Annotated in this window: 11 protein-coding genes and 1 pseudogene; 5 read left to right on the forward strand and 7 right to left on the reverse strand. The window is 71.3% G+C overall.

Translation table 11 applies throughout. The features are described 5' to 3' along the window. Window positions 1-30 precede the first annotated feature (30 nt). Window positions 31-1810: pseudogene (locus tag IEZ21_RS44970) on the reverse strand (BACON domain-containing protein). A gap of 241 nt (window positions 1811-2051) precedes the next feature. On the opposite strand from IEZ21_RS44970, the gene radA reads away from it, so the two are divergent. Both radA and disA read left to right on the forward strand, forming a co-directional pair. Next, window positions 2052-3461 (forward strand): DNA repair protein RadA, encoded by a 1410-nt coding sequence (gene radA, locus IEZ21_RS44975; protein ID WP_033328336.1) that lies wholly within the window; start codon window positions 2052-2054, stop codon window positions 3459-3461. An 81-nt stretch (window positions 3462-3542) separates the two neighbouring features. Then, entirely contained in the window at window positions 3543-4667 is a 1125-nt protein-coding gene (gene disA, locus IEZ21_RS44980) for a DNA integrity scanning diadenylate cyclase DisA (protein ID WP_189327593.1), read from the forward strand. A gap of 134 nt (window positions 4668-4801) precedes the next feature. Here disA and IEZ21_RS44985 read toward each other — a convergent pair whose 3' ends face one another. Further along, window positions 4802-5647, reverse strand: a complete 846-nt coding sequence (locus tag IEZ21_RS44985) for a hypothetical protein (RefSeq protein WP_189327594.1) — start codon at window positions 5645-5647, stop codon at window positions 4802-4804. Window positions 5648-5822: 175 nt separating this feature from the next. Here IEZ21_RS44985 and IEZ21_RS44990 point away from each other — a divergent pair, with 175 nt between their 5' ends. Continuing rightward, on the forward strand, window positions 5823-6416 hold the full coding sequence (locus tag IEZ21_RS44990; protein ID WP_189327595.1) for a phosphatase PAP2 family protein: 594 nt from the start codon (window positions 5823-5825) through the stop codon (window positions 6414-6416). A gap of 33 nt (window positions 6417-6449) precedes the next feature. Here the strand turns inward: IEZ21_RS44990 and IEZ21_RS44995 are convergent, their stop codons facing one another. Next, entirely contained in the window at window positions 6450-7109 is a 660-nt protein-coding gene (locus tag IEZ21_RS44995; protein ID WP_189327606.1) for a response regulator transcription factor, read from the reverse strand. Next, complete coding sequence (locus tag IEZ21_RS45000; RefSeq protein WP_189327596.1) at window positions 7106-8647, reverse strand: sensor histidine kinase; 1542 nt, start codon at window positions 8645-8647, stop codon at window positions 7106-7108. Before IEZ21_RS45000 ends, IEZ21_RS44995 begins: the two co-directional genes overlap by 4 nt. A gap of 601 nt (window positions 8648-9248) precedes the next feature. Here IEZ21_RS45000 and IEZ21_RS45005 point away from each other — a divergent pair. Next, window positions 9249-10133 carry an HhH-GPD family protein gene (locus IEZ21_RS45005; RefSeq protein ID WP_189327597.1) on the forward strand — a complete coding sequence of 295 codons (885 nt, stop codon included), beginning with the start codon at window positions 9249-9251 and terminating at the stop codon, window positions 10131-10133. Window positions 10134-10318: 185 nt separating this feature from the next. Here the strand turns inward: IEZ21_RS45005 and IEZ21_RS48255 are convergent, their stop codons facing one another. Genes IEZ21_RS48255 through IEZ21_RS45015 form a run of 3 tightly spaced genes read right to left on the reverse strand, consistent with a single transcriptional unit; the run spans window position 10319 to window position 12219 of the window. Continuing rightward, window positions 10319-11215: an RNA-guided endonuclease TnpB family protein gene (locus IEZ21_RS48255; RefSeq protein WP_308429720.1), complete on the reverse strand. Its 897-nt coding sequence runs from the start codon at window positions 11213-11215 to the stop codon at window positions 10319-10321. Window positions 11216-11230: 15 nt separating this feature from the next. Further along, on the reverse strand, window positions 11231-11644 hold the full coding sequence (locus IEZ21_RS48260; RefSeq protein WP_246568895.1) for a helix-turn-helix domain-containing protein: 414 nt from the start codon (window positions 11642-11644) through the stop codon (window positions 11231-11233). Next, window positions 11641-12219 (reverse strand): IS607 family transposase, encoded by a 579-nt coding sequence (locus tag IEZ21_RS45015; RefSeq protein WP_189327598.1) that lies wholly within the window; start codon window positions 12217-12219, stop codon window positions 11641-11643. The genes IEZ21_RS48260 and IEZ21_RS45015 overlap by 4 nt, the downstream gene beginning before the upstream one ends. Window positions 12220-12632: 413 nt before the next feature. On the opposite strand from IEZ21_RS45015, the gene IEZ21_RS45020 reads away from it, so the two are divergent. Next, window positions 12633-13199, forward strand: coding sequence for a SigE family RNA polymerase sigma factor (locus tag IEZ21_RS45020; RefSeq protein WP_189327599.1), 567 nt, complete (start codon window positions 12633-12635; stop codon window positions 13197-13199). Window positions 13200-13225: the final 26 nt, after the last annotated feature.

A 13225-nucleotide genomic window follows, 5' to 3' on the forward strand; every position in this document is an offset into this window, starting at 1 on the left:
GATTGTGGGGCGTACCGCGTCCCTTGGGGGTTAGTTTCCCGAGGGAGCCGGGGTGCTGCCGTCGCTCGGCGGCGAGGGCGGGTCCGTGGGTTCCGTGGGGGTCGGGTCCGGCTCGGACGGGGGCGGGCCGGTGGGCGTGGGCTCGGGGGCCGAGGGGGTCGGGTCGCTCGGTGTGGAGCCGGGGGCGGAGGGCGTGGGAGCGCTCGGGGTCGCGTCCGGGGCGGGGGCCGGGTGTGACGGGCCCGCCGTTCCGTAACCGCCGATGAAGACCACCGCGTCCGCGGGTGCGATCGACACCCGCGCGTTCCAGGGGCCGTTCGGCTCGCGGAGATGATCGACGTACACCTTGATCGTCAACGACTCGCCGGGCCGCAGCGTTCCCGACGACTGGCTCATATAGAGCCAGGAGGCGCCGGTGCGCGCGGACCAGTGGACCGGTGAACTGCCGGACGCCTTCAGGGTGATCAGCGTCGTGTCGCCGCTGGAATCGGCCTCTACGGAGAGGCCGCTTTTCTGCCGGCCGGAGGCCGCGCCGGTGACCTGGACGGAGACGGAGACTTCGGACGAACGTTTTCCCTCGCCGGCTCCCCCGCTGAGCTGCGCGTCAGGCTTCACGCTGGCACTGCCCGCGTTCTCGTAGTCGCCCGCGCGCTCGCCGCCGAGTGCGGCGGGGGCGTGCGCCTCGCTCGCGGTGATCGGGCGGCCCGGTGAGCCCTCGCCGGTGAGGGGGGGCGCCGCGGTAGGCCACCCACAGGGCGAGTACGGGAGCCGCCACGACGGTGGCGACGACCGTCGTCGTGATGGCACGCGCGCGCAGGCGGCTGCGGCGGGCCGCGTCGTCCTTGGGGTCCATCGGGAAGCCGCGCCGGTCGAAGCGCGGAGTGCCGCCCCGCGCGCGTGGGGCATGCGCCATCGCCATGTGGAGGGCGGCGCGCGGGGCTTCGAGTACGGGGAGCGCGGCGGGCGTGACGCTGGTGCCGGGCCAGGAGCCGGGGATCGCGCGCTCGGCGGTACGGCGGCAGCGCGGGCAGTCGTCCACGTGCCGGACCAGTTCGCGGCGCAGGGGCGTGCTGAGGACCAGCCGGTCGTCGCCGGTGAGCCGGGCGACGCTCGGGCAGGTGCCGGTCTCGACGACGGCGAGGGCCGCGCGGGTGCGCTCCACCTCGCAGGCGGCGGCTCCGAGGAGTTCGCGGGCGGCGAGCAGGTCCATGCCGAGGACGGCGGCGACCTCGCGGACGGCGAGCTGGTGCCGTACGGCCAGTTCGAGCGCCTCGCGCTGCTCGGGCGTGGTCCCGGCGGCCTCCGGCCAGGCGAGCAGGGTGAGTTCGCGGCGGCGACGGTCTTCTTCGGCGTCCGACGCGCGCGTGCCACGACGTTTCTGCCGGACGGGCTCGGCCTGTCGGGACCGGCGGTTGGACCGCCGGCTGTCGCCCTGCCGGTTGTCGCTCTTGTCGCTCTTGTCGCTCTGCTGGTTGTCGCCCTGCTGGTCCTTGTCCGTGGTCTCCGCGAGCTTGCGCAGACAGGCCCAGCGGGCGAGGGCGTACAGCCAGGCCCTGCGCTCGTCGGGGGCCTGCACGCCGCGCGGGCCGCGGCGCTCGGCGAGCGCGAGGGCGTCACCGAGGGCGGCGACCGCCGCGTCGTGGTCGCAGAGCACGGACAGGCAGTACGTGAACAGGCCGTCCAGATACGGCTCGTAGCGCGCGGGCGGGCACTGCGCCGACGTACGGACCGCCGCCCGGTCGGGTGCGGCACGGTGCGTCCGGCTCGCGCCGGTGGTGTGCGTGGTGGTTTCCGGACTGCGGCTCATCACCCGAGGGACCGTAGGCGTCGGGCGGCGGCCGCTTCTCCCTGCATGAGCGCTTTTAATCCATACGGGTGAAACGATCCTCCATAAGGGGACAGGAACGCTCAATTCCGCGGCGCGTTCCGGATCGGTTGAGGCCTGTTTGCGAAAGGTGTCCTGATCTTGGCGACGAGGCCGGAAGCACGTGGTCATGAGCAGGTTCGTGGGCGGGGGCGGCGTTGTCAGTGGTGGCGGTTACGGTTCGTGCATGGCTGCCCGTACGAAGACCGCGAAGGACCGGCCGTCCTACCGCTGCACCGAATGCGGCTGGCAGACGGCCAAGTGGCTCGGCCGCTGCCCCGAGTGCCAGGCCTGGGGGACGGTCGAGGAGTACGGCGCGCCCGCGGTCCGTACGACGACCCCCGGCCGGGTCACGACGTCCGCGGTGCCCATCGGCCAGGTCGACGGCCGCACGGCGACCGCCCGCCCCACCGGCGTACCCGAGCTGGACCGGGTGCTCGGCGGCGGCCTGGTGCCGGGCGCGGTCGTGCTCGTCGCGGGCGAGCCGGGCGTCGGCAAGTCCACGCTGCTGCTGGACGTGGCGGCCAAGTCGGCGAGTGACGAACATCGCACGCTCTACATCACCGGCGAGGAGTCCGCGAGCCAGGTCCGCCTCCGCGCCGACCGCATCAAGGCGATCGACGACCACCTGTATCTCGCCGCGGAGACCGATCTGGCCGCCGTCCTCGGCCACCTGGACGCGGTGAAGCCATCCCTGCTGATCCTCGACTCCGTACAGACCGTGGCCTCTCCGGAGATCGACGGCGCCCCCGGAGGCATGGCCCAGGTCCGCGAGGTGGCCGGAGCCCTGATCCGCGCCTCCAAGGAGCGCGGCATGTCCACCCTCCTTGTGGGCCATGTCACCAAGGACGGCGCCATCGCGGGCCCCCGCCTCCTGGAGCACCTCGTGGACGTCGTCCTGAGCTTCGAGGGCGACCGGCACGCACGCCTGAGGCTCGTACGAGGCGTCAAGAACCGGTACGGCACGACGGACGAGGTCGGCTGCTTCGAGCTGCACGACGAGGGCATCACCGGACTCGCCGACCCCAGCGGTCTGTTCCTCACCCGCCGCGCCGAGCCCGTCCCCGGCACCTGCCTGACCGTCACCCTCGAAGGCCGCCGCCCCCTGGTCGCCGAGGTCCAGGCGCTCACCGTCGACTCGCAGATCCCCTCCCCCAGGCGTACGACCTCGGGTCTGGAGACCTCCCGCGTCTCGATGATGCTCGCCGTCCTGGAGCAGCGCGGCCGGATCACCGCCCTGGGAAAGCGGGACATCTACTCCGCGACGGTCGGCGGCGTGAAGCTCTCCGAGCCGGCCGCGGACCTGGCGATCGCCCTCGCCCTGGCCTCCGCCGCGAGCGACACCCCGCTCCCCAAGAATCTCGTGGCGATCGGCGAAGTGGGCCTCGCGGGCGAGGTCAGACGGGTCACGGGCGTCCAGCGCAGACTCGCCGAAGCCCATCGTCTGGGCTTCACACACGCGCTCGTACCGGGTGATCCCGGCAAGATCCCTCCCGGTATGAAGGTCCTGGAAGTGGCCGACATGGGGGACGCGCTGCAGGTGCTTCCGAGGTCGCGTCGTCGAGAGGCCCCACGGGACGAGGAGGAGCGCCGGTAGACTTTGCCCAGGTCTCGACCGTCCGTACGAAAGAAGTATGCGAAACGGGAGCGCCCCAGAACCTGCGACCGGAGGAGTGCAGTGGCAGCCAATGACCGGGCGGCAGCTCCCGGAAAGTCCGGTGGGAGCTCCGGTGCCGATGGGCTGATGCGCGCCTCACTGAGCGCCGTGGCACCCGGCACGGGTCTCCGCGACGGCCTGGAGCGGATTCTCCGCGGCAACACCGGCGGACTCATCGTGCTCGGCTGGGACAAGACGGTCGAGTCGATGTGCACGGGTGGCTTCGTCCTGGACGTCGAGTTCACGGCGACCCGGCTGCGAGAGCTGTGCAAGCTCGACGGCGGCATCATCGTCGACAAGGACATCACCAAGATCCTGCGGGCGGGCGTACAGCTGGTGCCCGACCCGACCATCCCCACCGAGGAGACGGGCACCCGGCACCGCACGGCCGACCGGGTCTCCAAGCAGGTCGGCTTCCCCGTCGTCTCCGTCTCCCAGTCCATGCGCCTGATCGCGCTGTACGTGGACGGACAGCGCCGCGTCCTGGAGGACTCGGCGGCCATTCTCTCCCGCGCCAACCAGGCCCTGGCGACGCTGGAGCGCTACAAGCTCCGCCTCGACGAGGTCGCGGGGACGCTCTCCGCCCTCGAAATCGAGGACCTGGTCACCGTCCGGGACGTCTCGGCGGTGGCCCAGCGTCTGGAGATGGTGCGCCGGATCGCCACGGAGATCGCCGAGTACGTGGTGGAGCTGGGTACGGACGGCCGCCTTCTCGCCCTCCAGCTCGACGAGTTGATCGCGGGCGTCGAGCCCGAGCGCGAGCTCGTCGTACGGGACTACGTACCGGAGCCCACCGCCAAGCGCTCCCGCACGGTCGACGAGGCCCTCGCCGAACTCGACGCGCTCACCCACGCCGAGCTGCTCGAACTGCCCACGGTGGCAAGGGCGTTGGGCTACACCGGCGCCCCCGAGACCCTCGACTCCGCGGTGTCACCGCGCGGTTACCGGCTCCTCGCCAAGGTGCCGCGACTGCCCGGCGCGATCATCGACCGCTTGGTCGAGCACTTCGGCGGCCTGCAGAAGCTGCTCGCCGCGAGCGTCAACGACCTCCAGACGGTGGACGGCGTCGGCGAGGCGCGGGCGCGGAGCGTTCGGGAGGGGCTTTCGCGGTTGGCGGAGTCGTCGATCTTGGAGCGGTATGTCTAGCCGACGGCTGGGCGGGGTGCCTACGGGGGTGGGGTGTTGGGTTCGTGGGCGAGTGCGGGTTCGTTGTGGCTGGTCGCGCAGTTCCCCGCGCCCCTTACGGGGCGCACCTGTCCCCGCCTCTTACGGGGCGCGCCCTAGTCCTTCTCCAAGACGAATGACGTCCTGGCCGTCGTCATGCCCGGAGCCGTGGCCTCCACCAAGTACGTGCCCGCGCTTGCCGAACCCGCCGGCGGTGTGGCGCACTCGGGGGCGCTCGCCTTGCGGTTCCACTCCAGGTTGCGGGTGACGCTGTCGTTCGCCGGGATGCGGTACAGGACGCTGCCGGCGCCCGTCGGGCAGTCGGCCGAGGACCACAGTTCGTCGTCGCCGCCCGCCTGAGTGATCGTCAGCACCGCTTCCTTCGGGCCGAGATCGAGCTTGCAGTCGGTGGCGGAGGAGTTCGTGACGATCAGTTCCAGTTCGGGCTGCTCGTCGGGGGAGTACGCGTTCCGGACGCTGCGCAGCGTCAACTTCACCGCTCCGGGCGTGCAGTTGGGAAGGCTGGACCCGACAGGAACCGTATCCCCGGAGACACCGCCGCCCCCGATGCCGGCCGAGCCACCACCGGCACCGCCCGCGCCACCGGAGGAGGAGCCGTCCGCCCCACCGGAGCCCGCGGAGCCACCGCCGGAGTCCTCGGACCCGTCGTTTCCTCCGCTCCCCCCACTGCCGCCGCTCCCGCCAGTCTCGTTGCCCGACTCGTCGCGTCCGCCCGGGGCTTCGCTGATCGCGGGCCCCGAACTGGTGGGGCCGGGCGTGATGGAGGGCGCGGGGTTCTTGCCGTTGGACCCGTCCGCGCCGTTGTTGCCGCCCCCGCCGCCAGAGGTGACGATCCAGGTGATCAGCAACGCCAACAGCGCGACCAAGGACACCAGAACGGCCCTCCGACGCCAGTAGATGGAGGAGGGAAGCGGCCCGACAGGATTGCGCAGAGATCCCACGGCGCAAACCTTACGAGAGATCGGCGGGTTCGCTGGCCCCACCCGCCGCCCTGAGCCCCAACTTTTCCGGATCATCATCCCGCAACAGCCCGGCCCACCCCTGTCTTTCGTCAGGTTGAGGTCCCGACGATCGCAGGATGTGACGACGGGCGGCCCTCGAATACCGTCCGTGACCATGGACGCCGACCTTTACCGAGAGATCACCGACACCGCCCACGACACCCCGATGTGGTTACAGCACTTGGCCGAGATATGGACGGAGGCCGGACTGCTGCTCTACGGCGTCCTCTTCGTCGCCGCCTGGTGGCGTCGGCGGCGGAGCGAACCGGAGGCTTTCGCGATCGCGGTCCTCGCGCCTCTGGCCACGGCCGTGGCGTACGTGTGCAGCGAACTGCTCAAGTCCGCCGTCGACGAGGAACGCCCGTGCCGAGCCGTCGCCGACGCGACCGCCCCACTCGTCGACTGCCCACCACACGGCGACTGGTCCTTCCCCAGCAACCACGCCACGATCGCGGGCGCCGCGACGGTAGCGCTCGCGCTGACCTGGCGGGGCATCCTGTGGCTGACGGCCCCGATGGCCCTGCTCATGGCCTTCTCCCGGGTGTTCGTAGGCGTGCACTATCCGCACGACACGGTGGCGGGCCTGGCCCTCGGCACACTCGTCGCCTTCACCTTCGTACGCCTGACAACGCGTCCGGCGGCACGGGTGGCGGAGGCGATGCGGGGATCAGCGGCGGGGCCGGTGCGGTGGTTCGCGGGCCGGAGCTGAGTTGACGTCACTTGCTCGGCACTCACTCGACGCTTACTCGGCCAGGCCCGCCTCGTACGCCACGATCGCCGCCTGGACGCGGTTTCTGACCTCCAACCGGTCGAGAATCGCGCTCACATACGCCTTCACCGTGCCCTCCACTAGGTGCAGGCGGGCAGCGATCTCGGGGTTCGAGAGGCCGGCTCCGAGCAGCCCGAGGACTTCGCGTTCGCGGGGAGTGAGCGACGCGACACGATCACGGGCGGCGGCCTCTCGACTCAACCGCCGCCCGGCCCCGAAACCGTCGATCACGTGCCGGGCCACCTTCGGCGAGAGGAAAGCGGCCCCGTCCGCGACCGCCCGCACCCCCGCGACGAGTTCGTGCGGATCACCGGACTTCAACAGGAAACCCGTGGCACCGCCGCCCAGCGCCCGGGCCACGTACGCGTCCTCCGAAAAGGTCGTCAGGATCGCGACCGCCGTTCCGGGCACGGTCCGTACGATCTCCTCCGCGGCCGCGAGCCCGTCCAGGCGAGGCATCCGGATGTCGAGCAGCGCCACGTCGGGCCGGTGGGCCTGCGTCAGCGCGACGGCCTCGCGTCCGTCGGCGGCCTCCGCGACAACCTCGATGCCGCCCCCGCCTCCGGCGTCGAGGATCGCCTTCACGCCGGCGCGGACCATGGCTTCGTCGTCAGCCAGCAGTACGCGGATCACCGCACCCACTCTTCTTTCTCCTCCTCAAGCACCTGTCCGGCCGTACCGCCTCTGGGGACCACGTCCTTGGCGACCAGCCGACCTCTGTCGTCGAAGCACAGTCTGAAGTGCTCGACGGGGACGAAGAGTTCGCCGCTCGCGCGGTAGTAACGGCAGTCGGTCCCCTTCGGCGGAGCGGGGGCGCGTTCCACCGGTGGGTCGCTCACCGTGCGGTCGGGCAGTACGCGTTCGGCCTCGTCGAGCGGGGTCCCGAGGCGCAGTTCGGCGTAGGCGCCGGGCTTCAGGACCGAGTGCGTCTTCGTGTACGCGTACCAGGCGAAGGCTCCGCCGAGAAAGACGGCTCCAGCGGCGACGGCACCCGCGAACGTCCGAAGCGCGCGGCGACGGGCATGCGTGGGCGGGCTTGGCGGGAGGTACGCGACGGCCTCCTCACCCGGAGCGACCGGAGTGGCAGGTACGTACGCCACGACCCGGAACCCCTCCCCGTACGGCCCCGCCTCGAACCGACCACCGACACCCTCGACCGCCGTCCGCAACCCCAGCAACCCCGTACCCCCGGACGACGAACCCCCTTCCGTGGACGCCGCCCCGTTGACCACGCTCACCTCCGTACCGCCGGCCTCTCGCCGCACCGCGACGGTGACAGCCGCACCGGGCGCGTGCCGGGCGGCGTTGGTCAGGGCCTCGCGTACAACCCGGTGGACGATCCGCTCGACGAGCGAGTACGCACCGGCCGGCCCCGTCGCCTCCCAGCGCACCCGGAGGCCCGACTCCGCGGCGCGGGCCACGAGTTCCTCGACACTCTCGCAGGCCGGGGTCAGCGGGGCCGGCTCGTCGTCCTTCTCCCTCAGCAGGCCGATGATGCGGTGGAGCCGTTCCGTGGCGTCGGAGGCGGCCTCGCGGAGGTCGGCGGCGGCCGTGCGGTGGTGCTCCGCGAGGTCGGGGGCGAGTTGGAGGGCGCCGGCGCGCAGGGCGATCAGACTCAGTTCGTGGCCGAGGGAGTCGTGCATGTCCTGGGCGATACGGGCCCGTTCGCGCAGTCGCGCCCGGTCCTCGGCGATCCGTTGCTCCCACTCCAGTTGTTCGCGGCTCTGGCGCCAGTACCGGCCGCCGAGCCAGGGGAACACGACGCCGAAGAGCAACGTGCCGATGAGTACGAGGTATTGGGCCGAGGGGTCGACTCCTCGTACCGCGATCTGGAGTGTGCCGATGCCGCCGATCGCGCCGAATGCCGTCAGGGCGGGGCGGATTTGTTGTGCGTGCCGACCGAGCAGGAGGGCGAAGACGGCGAGGGCCGGGCCGTACGAGAGGGTGAGCAGGGCGGGTTCCGAGGCGAGGCTGAGGGCCGCGGTTGCCGCGAAGGCCGTCAGCGGGCTTCTGCGCCGTATCGCTACGGCTGCGGCCAGGGTTGCGATGCCCGCGAGTTGCTCCGCCGGGGTGCGGGGTTCGTTCAGGCCGATGCGGTCGACTGTGACGACCGGCACGGCCAGTGCCGCCCACAGCAGGGCGTCCGCGGCCCTCCTCCCACGACGTTCCATCTCCCCGACGCTACAAGCGGGCGGGCGGCTGCCGCCCCTGCCGATCGTCAGGGGTTCCGCCGCCGCGGGGGCTGGGCTGAAGGGTTTTTCTTCCCCAGCCCCGCCCCTTCCCGAAACTGGGGCTGCCGCCCCAGACCCCCGCCAGGGGGTGGGGGTGACAGGTCGTGTCGCGGCTGCGGGTGCGTCGTGGCTGGTCGCGCCGTTCCCCGCGCCCCTAAAAGCAAAAGCCTGCGCCTACCCGGGCGCCCCGGGAAAGCCCGCACCCCCGACTACCCGCAGTCTCCCTCCGGCGGGAGGGGGCGTGGGCCGGTGCGTCGTATGCCCGTCGCGTAGCTCCGGTCTCGGAGAACCCGCACCCTGTACCAGCCCAGGGCCGTATGCCCGCCCTGCGACGGGCTGACGCACCGGCCCACGACCCCGCACCCCCCACCCACCCAAGGGGCGCGGGGAACTGCGCGACCAGCCACCCACACACCCGCACCCGCCCCACCGCCGGAGACACCCCGCGGGGAACGGCGCGACCAGCCACGACGCACCCGCAGACAAAAACAAACCCATGACCGCCCAACCGCCGGAGGCACATGGCAGGATCGGTGGCGAAATGACTGCGCCCACCGAAACCCTCCACACCCCCGTAATCCACTGGTTCGAAGAACACGCCCGCGACCTCCCGTGGCGCCGCCCCGAAGCCGGCCCCTGGGGCGTCATGGTCAGCGAGTTCATGCTGCAGCAGACGCCGGTCAACCGCGTGCTGCCGGTGTACGAGCAGTGGCTCAAACGCTGGCCCCGCCCCGCCCACCTCGCCAAGGAGTCCCCGGGCGAAGCCGTCCGGGCCTGGGGACGCCTCGGTTACCCACGGCGTGCGCTACGCCTGCACGGAGCCGCCACCGCCATAGCGGAGCGCCACGGCGGGGACGTACCCACGGATCACGCGAAGCTGCTCGCCCTGCCCGGCATCGGCGAGTACACGGCCGCCGCCGTGGCCTCGTTCGCGTACGGGCAGCGCCATGCCGTCCTCGACACGAACGTGCGCCGCGTGCTCGCGCGAGCCGTCACCGGCGTGCAGTACCCCCCGACCGCCACCACCGCCGCCGAACGCAAGCTCGCCCGCGCCCTGTTGCCCGAGGACGAGCACACGGCCTCGCGCTGGGCCGCCGCCTCCATGGAACTCGGCGCGCTGATCTGCACGGCGAAGAACGAGAGCTGCGTACGGTGCCCGATCGCGGCCCAGTGCGCGTGGCGCCTGGCCGGCAAACCCGCGTACGAGGGCCCGCCGCGTCGCGGCCAGACGTACGCGGGCACGGACCGCCAGGTGCGCGGCCGACTCCTCGCCGTCCTGCGCGACACGTCCGACCCGGTCCCGCAACCGGTCCTCGACCGCGTCTGGGACGAACCCGTCCAACGCGCCCGCGCCCTGGACGGCCTGGTCGCCGACGGCCTGGTCGAACCCCTCCCCGGTGGCCTGTACCGACTCCCGTTGCTTTGATCATCGAGTGATCTCGGCAATCCCGGCGTTTCTGCCGGAATGGTCCGTGACGGTGTCACCAGAGCGCGAGTTGCGTCCTGGTGGCCTGTCGACGGTCTCCCGTTTCCTTCCCGGCCCGGGGGCCGGGGATCGTGCCGCCTTCCCGCCCCGCCTGGGCCTTGCGGCGCGGGCGGGTGGTGCGGGTCTTACGCTCCACGGGGCTTCGACTCCGCCTTGACGGCGGGGTCCAGGTCTCCGGCCACTCCGGTACCTGTCGTGCGGGCCGCGAGGGTGGCCAGGTTGTGTCCCGCGTTCGCGTCCCGGTCCAGGACCAGGCCGCAGTTGTCGCACTTGAAGACCCGGGTGCTGAGGGGCAGTTTGGCTTTCACCACACCGCAGCGCGAGCAGGTCTTCGAGGAGGCAAACCAGCGGTCGGCGACGATCAGGCGTGTGCCGCGCTGGCGGGTTTTGTAGGTGAGCTGGCGTCGGATCTCGCCGAACGCGGCATCCGCGACGTGGCGGGACAGACGGCGGTTCATGCCCATGCCGGCCACGTTGAGGTCTTCGATGACGATCGTGCCGTAGGTGTCGGCGAGGCGGGTCGTCATCTTGTGCAGGGTGTCCTCACGGAGGTTCGCGACCCGGTGATGGATCTTGTTTCGCTGGGCGTTGGCCTTCTCCCAGCGGCGGGAGGGCTGTCGTCCGGTGCGCCAGTCGGGGCCCTGCCGTCGGGACACCGTGCGGTTGGCGCGGCGCAGCTGCGTCTGCGCGTGGGTGAGGTGGCGTGGGTTGGGTTCCTCGGTGCAGATGCCGTCGCTGTCCGCAAGGACGGCCAGCGTCTTGATGCCGAGGTCGATACCGACGGCTGCGTCGGGGCGAGCGACCTTGACCAGGCTGTGCTGCTCCTCGACTTGAAGGGACACAAACCAGCGGCCCCGGTGAAGGCAGGCGGTCGCGGACAGGATCCGCAGGTGCCCCGCGTCGATGAGGGCTCGCAGGTCAACTCGGTTCTCGTGGAGGCGGACGGTGCCGATCCTGGGCAGGGTGACGTGCCGCCCGTCAGGCTCGATACGGATCGTGCCGGTGGTGAACTTGCAGGCCAGGCGCGCCTTCCGCTTCTACTTGAAGCGGGGGATGCCCATCTTTGGGCCCTTGCGCTTGCCGCTCTTGGACTTCGCGTAGTTGTCGAACGCCGCCGACGCGCCTGTCAGCCCGGTGTTGTAGGCCTCCTTGCTGTTCTGGTCCCACCAGCCGGTGAAACGCGGGTCGGCGTGCTTGGCCTCGTTGAACGCCTTCCGCAGCGAGGGCAACGACCACGACCGCCACTGGGTGAGCTGCTCCTCGCAGATGCCGTAGGTTGCTTCGGCCTTGCGCTGCCACCACGACGCGGTGACGTGGGCGATTGCCCAGTTGTACGCGGCCCGCGCTCCACCCGCGTGCGGGTGCAGGCGGCGAGCCGTCGTGGCGTTCGGGTCCAGCGCGAGCCTGTACGCGCGGACGGTGAAGCCCGGCCGCGGCGTGAACTTCTTCACCCGGCCGCCTCCGGCCCGGTGGCGACGGCGACGGCCAGGGCGGCGCGATGCTGCGCGGAGCGGCGGCCGTACCGGCGGGCGCACATCGCGGTCAGGACCTCGGTGAGGTCCCGCACCAGGTCCTCGGCGCTCTCCGCCGCATCCAGGACCACCAGGCGCCGTCCGGCCGCGGACAGCGCGGCTTCCAGGTGCTCGACGCCGCAGGGGGCGAGGCGGCCTGGGCGCTCGACCACGATCGTCCCCACCGACGGGTCGGCGAGCAGCTTGTGCAGCTTGCGGCGGCGCCCGTCCAGGCCGGGGCCGACCTCCGTTACCACGTCGGCGACCGCGAGCCCCTGGGATGTTGCGCCCTGCACGGTGCGGGCGACCTGCTCTTCCAGGTCCGTTTCCTGTTCACCGGAGGAGACACGGCAGTACGCCACGATCCGCCCGGCGGCCTGCGGGGCGGGCTGGGTCACCAGCCATGTACCGGACGGCGTCTGGACGACCGGGACCGGCATACGGCCCTCTTTCGCCCAGGTCCACGCGGTCTGGTAGTGCACGCCGTTGCGTGCCGCCCACTCGGAAAGCTTCACGACATCAGGTTATTCACTGAGAATACGGGATATCCACTGAAAGAAATGGGAACTATTGTTCCCCTTCACCTGACGCGCACCAGCCCCTCCCCTCAGTCGACCTCAGCCGCCCCACAGGTTCTGCAAGGCGAAGCACAGGTTCCCCTCAGCCCACTGACACACAACGCGGTGTTACCTCCGGCAACCTTGGCGGGCAAATCCCCCCAATCCCGCCCCATCCCCCACACCTCTTTACTCCCGCCCTACTTCCGTTACACAACCGACGGACAGCCGAGCGCTCGCCGCAGGCTCGCTCGGACAACCCCGTGACAAGCCCTCCGTAGCTTCATTGGCGTACCGCGGACCAGCGGCACACGAAGCGGAGAACAGCCGGCAGCAGACAGGTCGGTAACGGGGATCGGAGGCGGTTGGACATGGCGCACGGCGAGGTGCTCGAGTTCGAAGAGTACGTACGCATCAGGCAGGACGCGCTGCTGCGCAGTGCCCGCCGTCTGGTGCCGGACCCGGTCGACGCCCAGGACCTGCTGCAGACGGCGCTGGTCCGCACGTACGGCCGCTGGGACGGAATCGCGGACAAGCGTCTCGCGGACGCCTATCTGCGCCGCGTCATGATCAACACGCGTACGGAGTGGTGGCGGGCCCGCAAGCTGGAGGAGGTCCCCACCGAGCAGCTGCCGGACGCGAGCGTGGACGACTCGACCGAGCAGCACGCGGACCGCGCGTTGCTGATGGACATCCTGAAGGTGCTGGCTCCGAAGCAGCGCAGTGTCGTGGTGCTGCGACACTGGGAGCAGATGTCCACGGAAGAGACGGCCGCCGCCCTCGGCATGTCGGCCGGAACGGTCAAGAGCACGCTGCACCGGGCCCTGGCCCGGCTCCGCGAGGAGCTGGAGAGCCGCGGCTATGAGGGGCGCGCGCTCGAACCGGGCAAGGCGGGCAGGGACAAGGCGGGTAAGGAGCGGGAGCGTTGCGCGGCCTAGACGCAGGACCGGACACGGAGCCCCCA

This window comes from Streptomyces flaveus (assembly GCF_014647675.1).
GTDB lineage: Bacteria > Actinomycetota > Actinomycetes > Streptomycetales > Streptomycetaceae > Streptomyces > Streptomyces flaveus.